Origin of the sequence: Streptococcus sanguinis (assembly GCF_050234405.1) — a bacterium.
Taxonomy (GTDB): Bacteria; Bacillota; Bacilli; order Lactobacillales; family Streptococcaceae; genus Streptococcus; species Streptococcus sanguinis_W.
In genome coordinates this window covers 1,542,173-1,560,018 of sequence record NZ_CP092117.1, presented here as the reverse complement: position 1 = coordinate 1,560,018, position 17,846 = coordinate 1,542,173, and the positions used below count along the sequence as shown (strand labels likewise).

The window sequence follows — 17,846 nt, the reverse complement described above, 5'->3', positions numbered from 1 at the left end:
ACCGAGAGGCAATAGAAACAGGAAGTTTTGACAACTTCCTGTTTTTTTGACAATTTAGTAGAAAAAAGAGTTCTTTATTGTGCAGGAAAATCCTTGAGAATATAGATTTTTTGGACAATATTTTATATAATATCAAGTATAGAAATGATGTTTTAGAGTTTATGAAATGAAAGAGTAAGGGAAGAAATGAAAACGATTGTTTTGGTTGGGGATCAGGCCTATCAGGAGCAAGTTTCGACTACAATTAAGTCGATTTTATATTACAATAAAAATGTAAAAATCTATGTTTTCAATCAGGGATTAAGTGACGAGTGGTTCCGTGATTTTAAGGAGCTGGCTGAGCAGGTGGATAGTGAATTGGTCAATGTCAGCTTGGACCAAGTGACTATCAGTCCAGAGTGGCTGACTCAGGACCATATCAGCTCAGCAGCCTATGCACGCTATTTCATTCCGCAGTTTGTAGCAGAGGAGCGCGTCCTTTATCTGGACAGCGATCTGGTGGTCAATAGAGATTTGCAGCCTTTATTTGATATTTTTCTAGAAGGCAAGCTTGTTGCAGCGGTTGGAGATGCTGGTGGTTATGGATTTAACTCTGGAGTTCTGCTAATTGATAATCGAGCATGGAAAGAAAAGCAGCTGCAGGAGACCTTTATCAAGGAAACGGACCGCATCATGGGCTTGGTCCAGTCTGGCCAGATGGAGGATTTCAACGGCGATCAGACGGTTTTAAATCATGTGCTGGCTCAGGACTGGCTGCCCTTGGATAAGATTTACAATCTGCAGGTAGGCCATGATTTGGTGGCCTTTTACAGCGGCTGGAATGGGCATTTTGAGCTGGATAAGGAACCGATGATTATTCATTATACGACTTATCGTAAGCCTTGGAATTCGGAGATCAGCTATCGCTACCGTCAGCTTTGGTGGGACTTTCAGGCTTTGAGTCTGGAGGATGTTTTAGCCCATCATCGGGGAGAGTTTGAGATGCAGGACCGTTGGGAGAAGGCCGCTCTCAACTGTATGCTCCTGACAGATGTGCAAGAGCTAGAGCAGATTGAGTTTTTAGCCCAGTCCCTGCCTAGCGTTCATTTTTATATAGCCTGTTACACAGATATGGGAGATTATCTGCGTTCTTTGGATCGCTATGAAAATATCCATCTCTATCCGCAGGTTATCCATGCAGTGCTGGATGAGCTCATTGATAAGTGCCAGGTCTATTTGGATATTCACCATGGGAATGAGCACTATGAACTGAGTCGTCGTTTCAAGACGCTGGGCAAGCCAGTTCTGGCTTTTGACAATACTAAGAAAAATGAAAACGAAGAACTGGTCTATCCCCATGAGCACCCTCAGGAGATGGTGAGAAAGCTGTGCAGTCTGATGAAAAAAGAGAAGCCGCAAGCCTTTCGGGCTGTGGTGCTGGCGGCTAATGCTGCCTATAGTGAGCAGGTCTTAACCACCATTAAGTCCATCGTTTGCCACAATCGCTTTATCAAGTTTTATGTCATCAACAGTGACTTTCCGACAGAGTGGTTTGTCAGCATGCAAAAGAGACTGGCCAAGCTAGACTGCCAGATTGTCAATGCTCGGGTGGATGGCAGTCATATTAGTCAATATAAGACAAATATCCATTATTCAGTTTTTTTGAGATATTTTACAGCTACTTTTGTACAGGAAGATCAAGCTCTTTATTTGGACTGCGATATTGTAGTAACACGTGATTTATCAGAAATTTTTGCAGTTGATTTAGGTTCCTATCCGCTTGGAGCGGTAAGAGATCTGGGTGGAGAAGTATACTTTGGCGAGCAGATTTTTAATTCAGGTGTTTTACTAATTAATGTGAACTACTGGAGAGAAAACGATATTGCGGGTCAATTGATTGAGATGACTGATAGCTTGCATGATAAAGTTACTCAGGATGACCAAAGCATTCTCAATATGCTCTTTGAAAACCGCTGGCTTGAGCTGCCTTTTGCTTATAACTGCATTACGCTGCACACGACCTTTTCGGACTATGAACCTGAAAAAGGTCTCTATCCGCCTGTGATTCACTATCTGACCGAGCGCAAGCCTTGGAAAGAGTATACCCAGTCTATCTATCGTGAGGTCTGGTGGTTCTATCAGGGACTGGATTGGTCGGATATGGAGGAGCCAGTCGGAGCCCTGACTCAAAAGATGGTGGAAGAGGAAGATAGCTCAAGTCTGTCCTGCCTAGTCTACACCTACTCTTGTGACCTGATGCATATCAATTATCTGATTCAAGCCCTGCCTGCCTGTCATTTCTACATTGCTGCACCGGTAGTGGTGGCAGAGCCAATCACGCGTCTGCTCCAGTATCCTAATGTCAGCGTCAGTTCAGATATAGCGGGCATTCCGGCTCTCTTGGAGTCGCTGGAAGCCAAGTCTCAGCTGCTGCTGGATATCAATGCTGGCGATGAGGTAGGGGACATTATTGCTCGCTTTAAGTCTGCTGGCAAGCCAGTCTTTGCCTTTGATAGTACAGTCCATGGCCAGCAGGGGCAGGAAGTCTTTCCAGCTGATAACCCTGAAGTCATGGTGCAGGCTATTGAGAAGCTGGGCTTAGCCGAGCCTGAGGAGCGGCAGATTTCTGTACTCTCTATCGACCAGTCGCTGGATTATCTCTTGGAGAAAGGTGCTTCAGTAGTTCGCTTTGGAGATGGGGAGATGGATTTGGTTGCGGGCCGTAGTATCGTCTATCAAGACTTTGATCCAGAGCTGTCAGCACGCTTGAGAGAGATTATGTCTATGGAAAGCAATGAGCGTTTGATGATTTGTCTGCCCGATGTCTTTACAGGGCTAGAGCGCTATTCCATCGATGCCCAGAATTTCTGGAGTCTAAATCATTTGCCACATTTTCTTGAGAAATATAAAAATATTTGCCGAGCACCTTGGTATGGATCGACCTTTATTTCCCGTCCTTATATTGACTTGGAAGATAAGACACCGTCTGCGGGCTATTTTGCAAAGCTCAAGCAGCTATGGAAGGACAAGGACCTCTTGATCGTAGAGGGCTTGACTTCTCGCTCTGGTGTGGGCAATGACCTCTTTGACGGGGCTAAATCCATCAAGCGGATTATCTGTCCTTCTCGCAATGCCTACAGCAAGCTGGATGCCATCAAGCAGGCTGTTCGAGAATATGCGGACAATCGTCTGATTTTGACTATGCTGGGTCCGACGGCCAAGGTCTTGGTCTATGATCTGGTTCAGGAAGGTTATCGGGCGCTGGATATTGGGCATATTGACTCAGAGTATGAGTGGTTCCAGATGGGGGCTAGCCACAAGGTCAAGCTGTCGCACAAGCATACGGCTGAGCACAACTTTGATCAGGATATTGAGTTTAGAGACGACCAAGCTTATGACAGTCAGATTGTTGCCAATCTGGCTCAGGAATGAAGATTAGAAAAAGAATATGAAAGTTAATATTACCAATCTATACGGTATGTCTGGCCAGAGTACGGCCTTGATTGCCCAGAATGATGTGACCAAGCTAGCCAAGCAGCTGGGCTTCAATGAATTGAGTTTTTACTTTTACGATATTTACAGCGACAGCCAGTCGGAGCTTAGTCGGCGTCTGGACGGTATCATGGCCAGTGTAGGCTATGGCGATGTGGTTATTTATCAGTCGCCGACTTGGAATGGTCGGGAGTTTGACCAGGCCTTTATCAGCAAGCTGAAGATTTTGCAGGCCAAGCTGATTACCTTTATCCATGATGTACCGCCGCTGATGTTCCCGTCAAACTACTATCTGATGCCGGAGTATATCGATATGTACAATCAGTCAGATGCGGTCATCGTGCCTTCTGAGCAGATGCGGGATAAGCTAGTGGCAGAGGGGCTGACGGTGGACAAGATTTTGGTCCAACGCATGTGGGATCATCCCTATGATTTGCCCCTGCACCAGCCTCAGTTTGCCCGCAAGCTCTATTTTGCCGGAAGTGTGGAACGTTTTCCACATCTGATCAATTGGTCTTATGCTACGCCGCTGGAGATTTTTTCGCCTGAGGAAGAGTCAAATCCAGAGGCCAATGTCAGCTATCGTGGCTGGGTCAGCCGGCCAGAGTTGCTCTTGGAGCTGTCCAAGGGCGGTCTAGGTCTGGTCTGGGGGGTTGAGGAAAATCCAGCAGACGAGCCGGAATATTATGGGCTCAACATCTCTCATAAGTCAGCTACCTATCTGGCGGCAGGTATTCCGGTCATCGTCCCTTCTTACCTGTCCAATGCAGAGCTGATTCGCGATCGCGGTCTGGGCTTTGTCGTAGACAGCCTGGAAGAGGCCAGTCGGATCGTTGAAAATTTGACTGCAGAGGAATATCAGGCTATGGTCGAGCGGGTTAGAAAATTCTCTTTCCTGCTCAAGGAAGGTTATTTTAGCAAGAAAGTCTTAGTAGATGCGGTGATGGAAGTCTTATCTTAGAGCTTTTCCAGCCATCGTCATGAGGAGTCAGTGTGAAGTCATTTTTTAAACCGGTCATTATCAAGAAGTTTCTGTGGACCTTATTTTTCTTATTTATCTATGTCTTGGGAACCAAGCTGACCCTGCCTTTCATCGATATGAGTAAGGCAACCGCCATGGACGGAACCTCTACGACCTTGAACTATGCGACAGCCCTGATGGGGGGAAATCTGCGCAGTATGTCGCTCTTTTCTGTCGGCCTGTCTCCTTGGATGTCCTCTATGCTGATCTGGCAAATGTTTGCTGTGTCCAAGCGCCTAGGCTTGAGTAAGCTCCCTCTGGAAGTACAGGAAAGGCGGCGGATGCTGCTGACTTTGGTTATTGCCTTGATACAGTCTGTGGGACTGGTCCTAAATCTGCCACTGCAAGAATCAGGTGGGGTGGATATGACTACGATTATGGTCTTAGATACCTTGGTCTTGATGGCTGGGACCTACTTTCTCATCTGGCTGACGGATTTGAATGCTGCCATGGGACTTGGCGGTTCCATCATGATTGTCATGGCCAGCATGATTGCCTACATTCCGCAGGATATTTGGAACTCTATTCAGGAGCTGAAGATTTCTTCTCTGTGGCTAGCCTTGATGCTGGTTTTCAGCCTAGTTTTTCTCTATCTGGCTGTTACAGTTGAGCGGTCCAAGTACCGAATTCCAGTCAATAAGATTAATATCCATAACCGTTTCAAGAAATACTCTTATCTGGATATTCGTCTGAATCCTGCTGGTGGGATGCCGATTATGTACGCTATGACCTTGGTCAGCATTCCCCAGTATTTCCTCTTGATTATCCACTTTCTCCAGCCGGACAACCAGCTGATTGAGCAGTGGATAGAAGCGCTGTCTATGGGAAGTCCAGCTTGGTTTATCCTCTATCTGCTGACTATTTTCATCCTGGCACTGGCCTTCGCCTTTATCAATATTAGCGGCGACCAGATTGCTGAGCGGATGCAAAAGAGTGGAGAGTATATTGAAAATGTTTATCCGGGAGGAGCAACCCGCCGCTATATCAATGGTTTGGTGACTTATTTTGCTCTAGTGGGGGCTTTCTATCTTATCCTGATTTCTGGCCTGCCCATGATGGTAGTCCTTCTGGACATTCGCTATCTGCGACTCAGCATGATTCCGGGGATTTTTATGATTTTTATCGGGATGGTCTTTTCTATTAAGGACGAGGTGGATGCCTTGATGCTTAATGACCGTTATCGTTCATTGTTGTAGGAGAAACTATGTATTACTTTATTCCTTCATGGAGTGGCAGTGGGGATCGGGTTTGGCACCGGGATATTGTCCCTTGGTATCGCTCCATGCAGCGACTGGAGTTTGATGACTCGATTCATCAGATTCGGATTTTCCAAAGTGAAAATCTGCCAGTCCAGCTGCTTTTGCCAGCCTATATGCCGCATGCCCGCTACCTCTTGCATCGGCAGGATATTTTTGAGACGGACTATTACTCGGTCTTTGATGAGATTCAGGGGATTCAGTCTAAAGAAATGCAGGTCTTGCAAATCAAGGATCTGGACTGGGAGCCAGACTGCGAGTTTGTCTATACGCCCTTTCTAATCATGGTTCGCAGGCAGGGCCAACTCTATGCCCATGTCGAGTTTGGAGTAGAAGGCTTTATCAGCTTTATCAAGTTTTTCAAGGATGACCAGCTGGACAAGTTTTATATCTTTGATGACCGGGGCTTTGTCTCCAGTATCACCTATTATGAAGTAGGTCAGCCCCTGTATCAGGACTACCTACAGCCGGATGGTGATTGGCGGATTCGTGAGTATCTGAAGCCTGACGATAGTCGGATAGAGGTCAACCCTGCTTACTTACTGGACTTTGATAAGCTGGAGTATGAGCGGATGCCGGACTTAATCTTGGAGAAATTAGGCCACTACATCGAGCGCAATGCAGGAGCAGACAGCCGCTTCGTCCTGGCAGCGCATCCCTTATACACTCAAGCCATTTTGCGCTTATTGCCCCAGCAAGTTCAAATCATTCTCAGCTTTTTCCACGAGCGCAATCATACAGTGGATTGGCCGGCTTTAGAAGCAGATTTGCAGCAGGCGAATTTAGTCTTGACTGATCGTATGGATTTCAAGAAGGCTATTCAGCGCTATCTGCCTAGACAGGCTCAGAAGGTGCACTACTTGTCGCCTTTTGATACTCGTCTGCAGCTGGGCAAGAGCCAACGCCGTCGTGAATCCAAGATTTTTTATCAGATTAATCTGGAAGAAGGGCTTAATGACTATGCCATCTTCAAGGTTCTCCACTATGTGGCCAAGCATCCGGATACGGAGCTGACTATCGGTGTTTACAATGCCTGGCATGAAGGAATCCAAAAGGTGGAGACCAAGGTACAGGAGGTTATTGATGAGTATCTGAATCAATATGAATTTGTCAAGAATTACCGCCGCAGTGAGCAGGCTGAGAATGCCCTGCTGGAAAATCAGGAGCAGGATCTCCGTTTCACCATTAAAAATATCACGGACGAGCTCAGCTTGATTCAGGAGCTGGATGATACACGTTTAATCATCGACCTGAGTGAGCAGCCAAATCTCTATACACAAATTGCTGGGATTTCTGCCGGGATTCCGCAGATCAATCTGGTGGGCTCGGATTATGTGACCCATCTGCAAAATGGCTATATCTTGGACTCTATCTCTGATGTTCCGACTGCTGCAGACTATTACTTGGAAGGTTTGAAAAATTGGAACCAGGCCCTGATTTATTCCATTGAAAAAATCCATCATAACACTGGTCTGGAGCTGATTGGCCGGTGGGAGCAGTGGCTCAAGGAGGCTGAGAATGCAAAATAAGCTGAAAATCTTACAGATTGGCTCAAGCGACTGGAGCAAGGAGCTTGCTATTCCAGACAATATGGCCTGGTATTATTTCTTTCCTAACTCCAATCTAGCCATCAAAAAGGTCATGGAGATGGATAAGATTGGCAAGTTTGATGCGATTCTGGTGGACGATTTGCATCGGATCCCAGATTTGTTTATGATTGAGGCCAAGATTATCCCTTATACAGTTTTCTATGATCGGGAACAGGAAACCCAGGAAGCGGATATTGAGTACTTCCTCAAGCGTCACTGCGCTCAGCCAACGGATATGAGCGATCGAGCTGATCTTATCCGCAAGCTGTCCAAGTCTCTCTTTTCCGGCCAGTATGGTGACAAGATGACCCCGCTTGATATGGTGGTCAGCCCTGGATTTCACGGGAAGATTTGCTACAATGGCTATGAAAATCTAGAGCTGGAAGGTGACTTTGGTCAGGACTTTCAGTCAATCCTGTCTTGGAAATACAATATTATAGCCAACAAGTTCAATCCAGTTGAACTCTGGCTTGAATATGAAAAGTCAGGCAGCTGTGAGCTGCGGCTGCGCCTCTATAATATCCAAGAAGGTTCGACTGCAGACATCGCTCGCGAGACTATTTTCGCAGAAGAGGACATGCGGGAATCCATGGTTCTGGACAATGACTTTACCTCCTATCTGGGAGTCAGTTTAGAGGCTAGAGGAGTGGGACGGATTCAGGTTGGTGCTCTGCATCAGCGCCTGACCCGCTTTGAGTTTGGTAAGTATGTTCTGGGCGGGAAGATTTTTCGTGATAGTCACCGTCAGGAGATTAATTACTTCTTTTATCCGGGAGATTTGAAGCCACCTTTGGCTGTTTATTTCTCTGGTTACCGTCGGGCGGAAGGCTTCGAGGGCTTTGGAATGATGCGCAGTTTGGGCTGTCCTTTTCTCTTGTTTTCTGATCCGCGCGTGGATGGCGGTATGTTTTATCTGGGCAGTCAGGAGCTGGAGAGCAGTATTCATAAGATTATCCAAGAGCATTTGGACTTTCTGGGCTTTACCGAGCGGGATTTGATCCTATCGGGCATGTCTATGGGGACTTACGGTGCGGTTTATTACGGATCAGAGTTTCGTCCGCGAGCTATTGTTTTGTCCAAGCCCTTGGGAAATCTAGGCACTATTGCCCAACGTGGTCGTTTACGCCTGCCCGAGGTCTTTCCGACGGCTCTAGATGTCCTTCACCGTCACACAGGTGGCAAAGATAAGGAGCATGTAGAGGAGCTGAATCAACGCTACTGGCGTAAGTTTGAGAAGGCTGATTTCAGCCGGACGACCTTTGGTATCGCCTACATGAAGGAAGAAGACTATGATCCGACGGCCTATGAGGACCTGGTAGCGGCTCTTCATCTTACCGAAGCTAAGCTGATTAGCAGAGGTGTCCCTGGACGCCATAATGATGACTCCACTATAGCCATATCTTGGTTTATGAATTATTATCGAATGATATTGGAAAAGGAATTTGGGAGAAAGAAATGAAGATTCAAAAAAGAAAGGGCATATACTGGGGAGAGCTGAGAGGGGTTTCGGCAGCTGGTAAAATGACTGACTTTACCTATCTTTACGGCACTACCCTTATTATTCATTCCCCTTCACATATATTTTTTGAAAATAAACTGATGGCCTCCGGCCAGACCATCCATGAATGGTCTTCCAAATGGAACTATCAGCGAGACCGGCAGGTGCCTGCTCTCCCCTTGCTCAAAAAGGGAGCTCGCTATTGCCTGTCTAGAGATATGACCACCTATCCTGAATCCAGCGTCTTTCTGAAAATCATCTTCTTTGACCGCTATGAGAAAGAAATCAGCAATCAAGTGGAGCGTTCGGAGAGTATGATCTTTACCTACCCAAACGAAGCCTATAGCTATAAGGTTCAGCTGCTGAGTGCAGGAGTTGAGTCCTTGGAGTTTCATTGCCTAAACATTGACCAAATCATAGAGGAGTCTGATGATTAAAAATCATTTTCAAATTCAGCGCTTAAAGAAAATCTTAGCCAAAGTCAAGAGTTTTGAGTCAGAAATGGCTGGCTTGTCAGACGCTGACCTACGAAAGAAAACTCAGGAATTTAAGGAGAGACTGACCGCAGGTGAGACTTTAGACGACTTGCTGCCGGAGGCTTATGCTGTGGTGAGGGAAGCGGACAAGCGGGTGCTGGGCATGTTTCCCTACGATGTGCAGGTCATGGGGGCGATTGTTCTCCATGAGGGCAATGTCGCTGAGATGGCTACAGGGGAGGGCAAGACTCTGACAGCTACCATGCCGCTCTATCTTAATGCCCTGTCTGGACAAGGAGCTATGCTGGTGACCACCAATACCTATCTGGCCCTGCGGGACGCTCAGGAAATGGGGCAGGTCTATCGTTTTCTTGGGTTGACTATTGAGGCAGCGGTGGTAGCTGATGGGTCTGGAAATTTGACGCCCAAGCAGAAGCGGCTGATTTACCAGGCGGATATTGTCTATACGACCAATAGTGCCTTGGGCTTTGACTATCTGATTGAAAATCTAGCAGAGAATAAGGATAGCCAATATCTTAGTCCTTTCAACTATGTCATTATAGACGAGATTGACTCCATCCTCTTGGATAGCGCTCAGGTGCCTTTGGTTATCTCTGGTGCTCCTCGGGTTCAGTCAAACTTCTATAGTATCATGGATACCTTCATTACGACTTTGAAAGAAGACGAGGACTACCACTACGATGACGAGAAGAATGAAGTCTGGCTGACGTCGAAAGGTATTCTGGCAGCGGAGTCTTTTCTTGACTTGGAGCATCTTTTTTCTAAGGAAAATCAAGAGTTGGTCCGCCACCTCAATCTAGCCTTGCGGGCCCACAAGCTCTACAAGAAGGATAAGGACTATGTTGTCCGCCAGGGTGACAAAGAAGCAGAAGTTGTACTTCTGGACCGCGCAACCGGCCGTCTGCTGGAAATGACCCGGCTTCAGGGAGGCCAGCACCAGGCCATTGAGGCCAAGGAGCATGTCAAGCTGACGGAGGAAACGCGGGCCATGGCTTCCATCACCTATCAGAATCTCTTCCGGCTCTTCCGGAAAATCTCTGGTATGACCGGGACCGGCAAGGTGGTGGAGAGCGAATTTATGGAGACTTACTCCATGTCTGTCATCAAGATCCCGACCAACCGGCCAGTGATTCGGCAGGATTTACCAGACCAGCTTTACCAGACCCTGCCAGAAAAAGTCTTTGCTTCATTGGACGAGGTCAAGCACTACCATGCTCAAGGCAATCCACTCTTGATTTTCACCGGCTCAGTGGAGATGTCAGAGATTTACTCATCCCTACTGCTGAGAGAAGGCATCGCCCACAATCTGCTCAATGCCAACAATGCGGCGCGTGAGGCGCAGATCATCGCAGAGTCTGGGCAGAAAGGTGCTGTGACGGTGGCTACATCCATGGCCGGCCGCGGTACGGATATAAAGTTGGGACCGGGTGTCGCTGATTTGGGTGGTCTCGTGGTGATTGGTACTGAGCGGATGGAGAACCAGCGGATTGACCTACAGATTCGTGGCCGTTCAGGCCGCCAAGGTGATCCGGGGATTAGTAAGTTTTTCATCTCGCTAGAGGATGATCTGCTCAGGAAGTGGGGGCCAGATTGGCTCAAGAAGCTCTACAAGGACTATTCAACTGAAGAAGTTCAGCAGCATCCAGTCCAGCTGGGGCAGCACCGCTTTAGACGCTTAGTGGCCAAGGCCCAGAGAGCCAGCGAAAGCAGTGCCAAGATGTCCCGTCGGATGACGCTGGAATATGCCCAGTGTATGAAGATTCAGCGGGAGATTACCTATGCTGAGCGCAATCGCTTGATTCAAGCTGAAGAGCGGATTGATGAAGAAATCAGCCGTGTCCTCAGTCAGGTCATTCATCAGGCGGCCTATGAGCAGTCCTATGAGACGCGGGCAGACCTCTATCGCTTTATCTTAGACCATTTCAGCTATCATGCTGAGCGTATTCCTTATGATTTTGATATTTATTCGCCGGAGAAAATTGCAGAGCTCTTGCAGGATATTGCCGAGCAGGAATTACAGGCAAAGAAAGCCTATCTCAAGTCTGACAAGCTCTTTACCCATTTTCAGCGAGTGTCCGTTCTCAAGGCTATTGATGAGAACTGGGTCGAGCAGGTGGACTATCTGCAGCAGCTCAAGACAGCCTTAAGCGGTCAGCATTTCTCTATGAAAAATCCTCTGGTAGAATATTATCAAGAGGCTTACGATGGCTTTGAATATATGAAGGAGCGCATGAAACAGCAGATTGTCAAGAATCTTTTGATGAGTGAATTGGCACTCAACCCTAAAGGAGAAGTCATCATGTACTTCCCGTAAGACGAGGAGAATATGACAGTATATAACATCAACTTAGGCATCGGCTGGGCCAGCAGCGGTGTAGAATACGCCCAAGCTTATCGGGCCCAGCTACTGCGCAGGATCCAGCAGCCGGCTAAGTTTATCTTTATGGATATGATTTTAGCGGATAATATCCAGCATCTGACGGAAAATATCGGTTTTCTGGATGAGGAAGTTATTTGGCTTTATAATTACTTTACTGATGTCAAGATTGCACCAACGACGGTGACGCTGGACCAGGTGCTGGATCAAGTCGCAGGTCAGCCGGATCGCTCGGAGAGAGAGGGCAAGATTGTCCGCTATTTCTATCCGCAGGATGAACAGTTTATCACTTGTTATCTGCGACAGGAAGACCAAGACTTTGTGGAGCATGTGGAGTATGTCTCGCGGGGGAGATTGATTCGCAAGGATTATTTCTCCTATGTCCGCTATGCCAGTGAATACTTCGCACCCCACAATGATGCTGCAACCCTCTACCAGCGCCGTTTCTACCATGAAGACGGCAGTGTGGCCTATGACATGCTGATAGAGGATGGTCAGGAAGAGCTCTATCGCTTTCCAGATCGGATTTTCTATTCCAAGGCTGAGCTGGTCCGCTATTTTCTCCAATGTTTGCAGCTTCAGGCAGATGATGTGGTCATCTTGGATAGGGAGACAGGGATTGGTCAGGTTGTCTTTGAGGAGAGTCAGAAGGCTAAGCTGGGAGTAGTGGTCCATGCGGAGCATTTTAGTGAAAATGCCAGCAGTGACGACTACATTCTCTGGAATAATTTTTATGACTACCAGTTTACTAATGCTGACAAGGTGGACTTTTTCATCGTGGCAACAGAGGCTCAGAAAACGATTCTAGAGCAGCAGTTCCAGCATTACTCGAACAAGCAGCCCAAAATTGTCACCATACCGGTGGGAAGTCTGGACCAGCTGACTTATCCCAAAGATCCTCGCAAGCCTTTCTCCATGATTACGGCTTCGCGTCTCGCTACGGAAAAGCATATCGATTGGCTAGTGGCAGCGACTGTCCAAGCACAAGCCCAGCTGCCTGAACTGACTCTTGATATTTACGGTAAGGGGGGCGAAGAGGAGAAGCTACGCCGCAGGATTGAGGAAGCAGGAGCTCAGGACTACATTCGGCTCAAAGGGCATGCAGATTTAAGTCAGATTTATGCAGGCTATGAGCTTTATCTGACGGCTTCAACCAGCGAAGGCTTTGGTCTAACGCTCATGGAAGCGGTTGGCTCGGGTCTGCCCCTCATTGGCTTTGATGTCCGTTATGGCAATCAGACTTTTATCGATGATGGTAAAAATGGTTATCTGATACCGGTCAGTTCCAATCAGGTCGAGGACCAAATTATTGCTGCTTTTGTGGAGAAAATAGTAGCTCTCTTTAGCCAAGGACGCCAGCAGGAGATGAGCCAACACTCTTATCAAGTGGCCGAGAATTATTTGACCAGCCGGGTTGAAGCGGCTTGGTCCCAGCTTTTAAAGGAGGTCAGAGATGATTCAGCTCTTTGATTATTACAATCAGGAAACCCAGGATCTGCATGATTCCCTCCTTGCAGCTGGCTATGACTGTCCGACCATTGTCATTGAGGCCAATGGCTTTCTCCCGGACGATATGATTTCCCCCTATACTTATTTTTTAGGGGATGAAGAGGGAGTAGACCACCCGCTCTTTTTCAATCAAGTACCAGTGCCACCTTTCTGGGAAATCACAGGCGACCACCAGGCGGCGCGTGTCAGTGACATGGGAGAAGAAAGAGCACGGATTCACTATGCAAGTCAGGCCAAGGGCCGCTTGGTCAAGCAGGTGGACTGGCTGGATAAAAAAGGCCAGCTACGACTGAGTGAGCGCTATAATAAGCAAGGTCGCTGCTTTGCCAAAACAGCCTATAAATCAGGCCAGGAAGCTTTCAACACAACCTACTATAGCACAGACGGTCAGGAGCGCATCGTGGAAAATCATGCCACTGGTGACATCATCCTGACTCTGGACCAAGAGCCGATGCGGATGTTCAAAAGCCGAGTAGATTTTATCCATTTCTTTTTAGAGCGGCTAGACTTTGACTTGGATCACATTCTCTTTAATTCGCTGGCTTATTCTTTCCTAGTTTCCCACAGCTTGACAGGTCGAGCTGGGCAGGATATTCTCTTTTGGCAGGAACCTCTGTATGATGAGCTTCCGGGCAATATGCAGCTGATTCTGGAAAATAGCCAGCTGCGGACGCAGACCATTGTCATTCCAGATTTAGCAACTTATGAAAAGGCCAAGAGTCTGGCAGCGACTGACCAGCAGCAGAAGTTCCTGCATCTGGGCTATCATTATGACTTCAAGCGGGACAACTACCTACGAAAAGATGCCTTGATTCTGACCCATTCGGATCAGATTGAAGGCTTAGAGACCTTGGTTCAGGCCTTGCCGCAGCTAGTCTTTCGCATTGCAGCACTTACGGAAATGTCGCCTAAGCTATTGTCTATGTTGTCCTATAAGAATGTCGTCCTTTATCAAAATGCCAGTCTCAAGCAGATCGAGCAGCTCTACTTGGAATCGGACATTTATCTGGACATCAATCACGGAGGTCAGGTTCTACAGGCAGTGCGCAAGGCTTTTGAGAACAATCTCTTGATTCTAGGCTTTGAGCAGACCCTGCATGACAGGCACTACATTGCCCAACAGCATATTTTCGACAGCAGCCAGCCAGCTCAACTGGCATCAACTTTGGAAGAAGCCTTATCTGGTGTTGAGCAGATGCGGTCAGCCTTGCAAGCTCAAGGCCGACATGCCAATGATGTACCCGTCAGTCTTTATCAGGAGACTCTCCAAAGCTTGTTAGGAGGTCAGCATGGCTAAAAAAGATTTATTTCATAAGGATATTGAGGGACGGTTAGATGAGCTTAAGCATGGCAAGCCCAAGAAAGAGAAGGCCAGCCTGGGTGAAAACCTCAACAAGGCCTTTGTCATCGCCTTGGGCTTGATGATCTTGATTGGCTTGATTTTTACATTGATTGGAGCCTTGAGGAAATAAAATGCAAACAATATTGATTACATTTACCATTGTAGTAGCCCTTATCTTGATTTTGCTGGTTAGTCTGCTTCCTAGAGAAAACCAGCAATTTTATAGAGAAACTAATACATCGATTGGCAAGTCAGGCTACTGGGAAACCCACCTCGCAAAGAAAATCCTAGTTCTTTTGGCAAGCCTTTCTCTGATTGTGCTCATGATTTTCTTTATGATTCAATCCATCTAGCATCTGTCTAGGAAGCTACTCAGACGACTGCTAAATAAGAAAGACTCTCTATTGTCTGCAATAGAGGGAATTTTTATAAGCAAATTTTTTATGTAAAGGTTTTAATTTCTGAAAGCACCTTGATATTTTTCTGAAAAGGAGTAAACTGGATATACAAGTGATGGAGGTTTGGTATGAAATTATACGTTCAGTTGATGATTATTTTTATGATTTCCCTCGTTGGAGAAGGAATTTCAAGTGTTTTCCACCTGCCTGTTCCGGGCAGTATCATTGGTTTGGTCTTGCTGTTTTTGGCTCTGCAATTCAAGCTCCTGCGCCTGCGTCATATCAGTATGGTTGGCAATTTTCTCTTGGCAAATATGACCATTCTTTTTCTGCCTCCAGCAGTTGGTATCATGGATAAATTTCAGGTCATTGCGCCTTATCTGTTGCCGATTATTTTGATTGTTTTAGGAGCGATTGTGCTTAATGTCTGCGTGATTGCGGTTGTGGTGCAGCTGATTAAGACTCGTTTTGAAGGAGATTATGAGGAAGGAGACACCAGCAATGTCTGATTTATGGAGCAACCCTCTCTTTGGCCTTGCCTTGTCTATCTTGGCCTATCTGTTCGGTCTATTGATTTTTCGGAGATTTCCTCATCCTTTGACAACACCGTTGCTGATTGCAGCAGTTTTGGTTATTTCATTTTTAAAATTAACCGGTATTTCCTACAAGGATTACTATGTCGGCGGCTCCTATTTAAACAACCTAATTGTGCCATCTACGGTTGCTTTGGGGATTCCGCTTTACAAGACTTTTCATTTGATGAAGCACCATGCACGCAGTATTTTGATTGGGACCTTTGCGGCGGTTGTAGTCAATACCAGCTTCACTGCTTTACTGGCTAAGTTTTTCGGAATGGATTTCTTTCTGGCTGTTTCTCTTTTTCCGAAATCTGTCACAACGGCCATGGCTGTCGGTATCACAGACAAGCTGCAAGGTCTTGCTACAGTGACCTTAGTGGTGGTGGTTGCGACGGGCATTCTAACCAGTGTATTAGGACCAACGCTTCTTAAGCTCTTAAAAATCACAGACCCGGTAGCTATCGGTCTTGCTTTAGGTGGAACTGGCCATGCGGTAGGAACGGGAACCGCCTTTAAATACGGCCAGGTCGCAGGAGCTATGGCAGGACTTGCGATTGGCGTGACCGGCCTCATGTATGTTCTGGTCAGCCCTATTGTGGCAGCGATTATTCTGAAGTAAAAATAAACAAGGTTGAAACGTTTCGTTTCAACCTTGTTTTGCCTATTGAAGATTTAGTTTGTTTTTTACAATGGCATAGATTGTAAAATAGAAACCGAAAATTTTGACGAGTTCAAAGACGATTCGGATAATAATGAAACCATCTAGCATCTGTTCAAAGTCCGAAGAGGAGTGACTATAATCATATAAACTAAGTAGTCCATATGAATCAAAAGAACTAGGCAAGAGGAGAGACAAGATTGCCAGAACAGTCCAAATCAAAAATCCGAAGAGCACAGCCATCATAATCCGATTCTTCTTGAAAAGCTGTCCGACTGAGATTGCTAGGTAAAAGAAGAGGATACCAGAAAGGATTTGAAGGAGATTAAGGAAGCCGTATTTGACAATCCATAGCCACAAATCTGGTATTTCACCAATAAATTTAAAAATCTCATCGAATGAATAGCCTACAAGGGGAAGAGCAATGCCAAAGATGACTAAACCACTAATAAACATGGTCAGCATACACAAGAGGGTCCAAACAAATGCGGAAAGAAGCTTGGACAGAAGAATCTGATGCGGGGTGACCGGCAAGGTCCAAGTCAGGTAGCCTTCTCTCCCAAAGACATTTTTATAAAATCGACGGATAATAATGATGGTATTGGATAGAAAGACTGCGCAAGATGCAGAAAACAGCAAGAGAAATAGTAGATAGAAAGTGATAATAACACCACTAATAGACAATGGATGTTCACTATAGCGATTCATCGCCTCAGGTCTTAGGATGCTGCCAGCTATGATTCCCATAAAGACTGATAGAGTGAGAAGAATGGCAAAGGTGATACAATACCATTTGTAATTAGACTTAAAGTCGTATTTAAACAGTTTTCCAAACATATAATGAAGCCCTCCTAATAAAAGCGAAACTGGCTGCGGAAGAGATTATCAATGGATTGATTGTACTGTTGACGCAGCTGATTAGCATTTTCATGCAAAAAGATCTGACCTTGGTTAATCAGGATTACTTCATCCAAGATTGGCTCGATATCTGCGATCAAGTGGGTGGAAATGATGACAGAAGACTGAGGTGTGCGGTTTTGAATGATGGTCTGCAGGATATAGTCGCGAGCAGCCGGATCAACACCACCGATAGGCTCGTCTAGGATATACAGTTCCGCATGGCGGCTCATGACCAGAATGAGCTGCATTTTTTCTTTATTTCCTTTTGAAAGGCTTCCGATGCGTGCTTGAGGATCGATATGAAGATCCTTTAGAAGCTGCATAGCTTTCGCGCTGTCAAAATTATCATAAAAATCTTGGAAATATTTTACAGCTTCGATTACTTTGGAGCTGTCGCTCAGATAAGTCGTATCTGGCAGATAGGAAACGATTCTTTTGGTATCAGGAGAAGGTTTGACGCCTTTGAGATAGATATGGCCAGAGGTGGGCTGCAAGAGACCATTGATAAGCTTGATAATAGTTGTCTTGCCGCTGCCATTAGGACCTAGAAGTCCGATGATTCTGCCGGGCTGTATGTTTAAGCTCACATCATACAGGGCGGGTGCGTCGCTATAATTTTTATGGACATGGTCAAGATAGACCAGAGGATACTGATTCATACATGTCTCCTTTATTTTCTTCAATTTACAATTATTATACCTTTTCCTTAGGAAAATGGCAAAGAAAGCCGGAAAGAAGGAATGGAATCTTTC

General features: G+C 46.3%; 15 protein-coding genes. 13 read left to right on the top strand and 2 right to left on the bottom strand.

Features of this window, described 5'->3' with window-relative positions:
* The first annotated feature begins 186 nt into the window (after window positions 1-186).
* The 13 genes from MFP28_RS07590 to MFP28_RS07530 all read left to right on the top strand — a co-directional run bounded on the left by MFP28_RS07590 (window position 187) and on the right by MFP28_RS07530 (window position 16,155).
* Entirely contained in the window at window positions 187-3,411 is a 3,225-nt protein-coding gene (locus MFP28_RS07590; protein ID WP_002906898.1) for an SP_1767 family glycosyltransferase, read from the top strand.
* A 16-nt stretch (window positions 3,412-3,427) separates the two neighbouring features.
* Window positions 3,428-4,432 (top strand): sugar transferase, encoded by a 1,005-nt coding sequence (locus MFP28_RS07585; RefSeq protein WP_002906896.1) that lies wholly within the window; start codon window positions 3,428-3,430, stop codon window positions 4,430-4,432.
* Window positions 4,433-4,464: 32 nt separating this feature from the next.
* Window positions 4,465-5,688, top strand: coding sequence for an accessory Sec system protein translocase subunit SecY2 (gene secY2 / locus MFP28_RS07580; RefSeq protein WP_002906894.1), 1,224 nt, complete (start codon window positions 4,465-4,467; stop codon window positions 5,686-5,688).
* Between the two features lie 8 nt (window positions 5,689-5,696).
* Complete coding sequence (gene asp1 / locus MFP28_RS07575; protein WP_002906892.1) at window positions 5,697-7,277, top strand: accessory Sec system protein Asp1; 1,581 nt, start codon at window positions 5,697-5,699, stop codon at window positions 7,275-7,277.
* Window positions 7,267-8,796, top strand: a complete 1,530-nt coding sequence (asp2, locus tag MFP28_RS07570) for an accessory Sec system protein Asp2 (protein WP_002906889.1) — start codon at window positions 7,267-7,269, stop codon at window positions 8,794-8,796. Before asp1 ends, asp2 begins: the two co-directional genes overlap by 11 nt.
* Window positions 8,793-9,272, top strand: coding sequence for an accessory Sec system protein Asp3 (asp3, locus tag MFP28_RS07565; RefSeq protein ID WP_002906887.1), 480 nt, complete (start codon window positions 8,793-8,795; stop codon window positions 9,270-9,272). The genes asp2 and asp3 overlap by 4 nt, the downstream gene beginning before the upstream one ends.
* A complete protein-coding gene (secA2, locus tag MFP28_RS07560) occupies window positions 9,265-11,646 on the top strand; it encodes an accessory Sec system translocase SecA2 (RefSeq protein ID WP_002906884.1) in 2,382 nt (793 codons plus the stop codon). Before asp3 ends, secA2 begins: the two co-directional genes overlap by 8 nt.
* A 12-nt stretch (window positions 11,647-11,658) precedes the next feature.
* Window positions 11,659-13,179 (top strand): accessory Sec system glycosyltransferase GtfA, encoded by a 1,521-nt coding sequence (gtfA, locus tag MFP28_RS07555; protein ID WP_002906881.1) that lies wholly within the window; start codon window positions 11,659-11,661, stop codon window positions 13,177-13,179.
* Window positions 13,163-14,515 carry an accessory Sec system glycosylation chaperone GtfB gene (gtfB, locus tag MFP28_RS07550; RefSeq protein WP_002906879.1) on the top strand — a complete coding sequence of 451 codons (1,353 nt, stop codon included), beginning with the start codon at window positions 13,163-13,165 and terminating at the stop codon, window positions 14,513-14,515. Before gtfA ends, gtfB begins: the two co-directional genes overlap by 17 nt.
* Window positions 14,508-14,690, top strand: a complete 183-nt coding sequence (gene asp4, locus MFP28_RS07545; RefSeq protein WP_002897858.1) for an accessory Sec system protein Asp4 — start codon at window positions 14,508-14,510, stop codon at window positions 14,688-14,690. Before gtfB ends, asp4 begins: the two co-directional genes overlap by 8 nt.
* Before the next feature lies 1 nt (window position 14,691).
* Window positions 14,692-14,913: an accessory Sec system protein Asp5 gene (gene asp5, locus MFP28_RS07540; protein WP_002906878.1), complete on the top strand. Its 222-nt coding sequence runs from the start codon at window positions 14,692-14,694 to the stop codon at window positions 14,911-14,913.
* A 173-nt stretch (window positions 14,914-15,086) separates the two neighbouring features.
* Entirely contained in the window at window positions 15,087-15,467 is a 381-nt protein-coding gene (locus MFP28_RS07535; RefSeq protein ID WP_002906877.1) for a CidA/LrgA family protein, read from the top strand.
* Window positions 15,460-16,155 carry an LrgB family protein gene (locus MFP28_RS07530; RefSeq protein ID WP_002906876.1) on the top strand — a complete coding sequence of 232 codons (696 nt, stop codon included), beginning with the start codon at window positions 15,460-15,462 and terminating at the stop codon, window positions 16,153-16,155. The genes MFP28_RS07535 and MFP28_RS07530 overlap by 8 nt, the downstream gene beginning before the upstream one ends.
* Window positions 16,156-16,197: 42 nt before the next feature.
* On the opposite strand, the gene MFP28_RS07525 is transcribed toward MFP28_RS07530, so the two are convergent.
* Both MFP28_RS07525 and MFP28_RS07520 read right to left on the bottom strand, forming a co-directional pair.
* A complete protein-coding gene (locus MFP28_RS07525; RefSeq protein WP_002906875.1) occupies window positions 16,198-17,031 on the bottom strand; it encodes a hypothetical protein in 834 nt (277 codons plus the stop codon).
* Window positions 17,032-17,045: 14 nt separating this feature from the next.
* Window positions 17,046-17,753, bottom strand: coding sequence for an ABC transporter ATP-binding protein (locus MFP28_RS07520; protein WP_002906874.1), 708 nt, complete (start codon window positions 17,751-17,753; stop codon window positions 17,046-17,048).
* Between the last annotated feature and the right edge of the window lie 93 nt (window positions 17,754-17,846).

Excerpts from the sequence above, each read along its gene's own strand:
- MFP28_RS07585 (WP_002906896.1), top strand. The coding sequence starts at position 3,428 with ATGAAAGTTAATATTACCAATCTATACGGTATGTCTGGCCAGAGTACG.
- MFP28_RS07590 (WP_002906898.1), top strand. The coding sequence starts at position 187 with ATGAAAACGATTGTTTTGGTTGGGGATCAGGCCTATCAGGAGCAAGTT.
- MFP28_RS07520 (WP_002906874.1), bottom strand. The coding sequence starts at position 17,753 with ATGAATCAGTATCCTCTGGTCTATCTTGACCATGTCCATAAAAATTAT.
- MFP28_RS07530 (WP_002906876.1), top strand. The coding sequence starts at position 15,460 with ATGTCTGATTTATGGAGCAACCCTCTCTTTGGCCTTGCCTTGTCTATC.
- gtfA (WP_002906881.1), top strand. The coding sequence starts at position 11,659 with ATGACAGTATATAACATCAACTTAGGCATCGGCTGGGCCAGCAGCGGT.
- asp1 (WP_002906892.1), top strand. The coding sequence starts at position 5,697 with ATGTATTACTTTATTCCTTCATGGAGTGGCAGTGGGGATCGGGTTTGG.
- MFP28_RS07525 (WP_002906875.1), bottom strand. The coding sequence starts at position 17,031 with ATGTTTGGAAAACTGTTTAAATACGACTTTAAGTCTAATTACAAATGG.
- secA2 (WP_002906884.1), top strand. The coding sequence starts at position 9,265 with ATGATTAAAAATCATTTTCAAATTCAGCGCTTAAAGAAAATCTTAGCC.
- asp5 (WP_002906878.1), top strand. The coding sequence starts at position 14,692 with ATGCAAACAATATTGATTACATTTACCATTGTAGTAGCCCTTATCTTG.
- asp3 (WP_002906887.1), top strand. The coding sequence starts at position 8,793 with ATGAAGATTCAAAAAAGAAAGGGCATATACTGGGGAGAGCTGAGAGGG.
- asp2 (WP_002906889.1), top strand. The coding sequence starts at position 7,267 with ATGCAAAATAAGCTGAAAATCTTACAGATTGGCTCAAGCGACTGGAGC.
- MFP28_RS07535 (WP_002906877.1), top strand. The coding sequence starts at position 15,087 with ATGAAATTATACGTTCAGTTGATGATTATTTTTATGATTTCCCTCGTT.
- gtfB (WP_002906879.1), top strand. The coding sequence starts at position 13,163 with ATGATTCAGCTCTTTGATTATTACAATCAGGAAACCCAGGATCTGCAT.
- asp4 (WP_002897858.1), top strand. The coding sequence starts at position 14,508 with ATGGCTAAAAAAGATTTATTTCATAAGGATATTGAGGGACGGTTAGAT.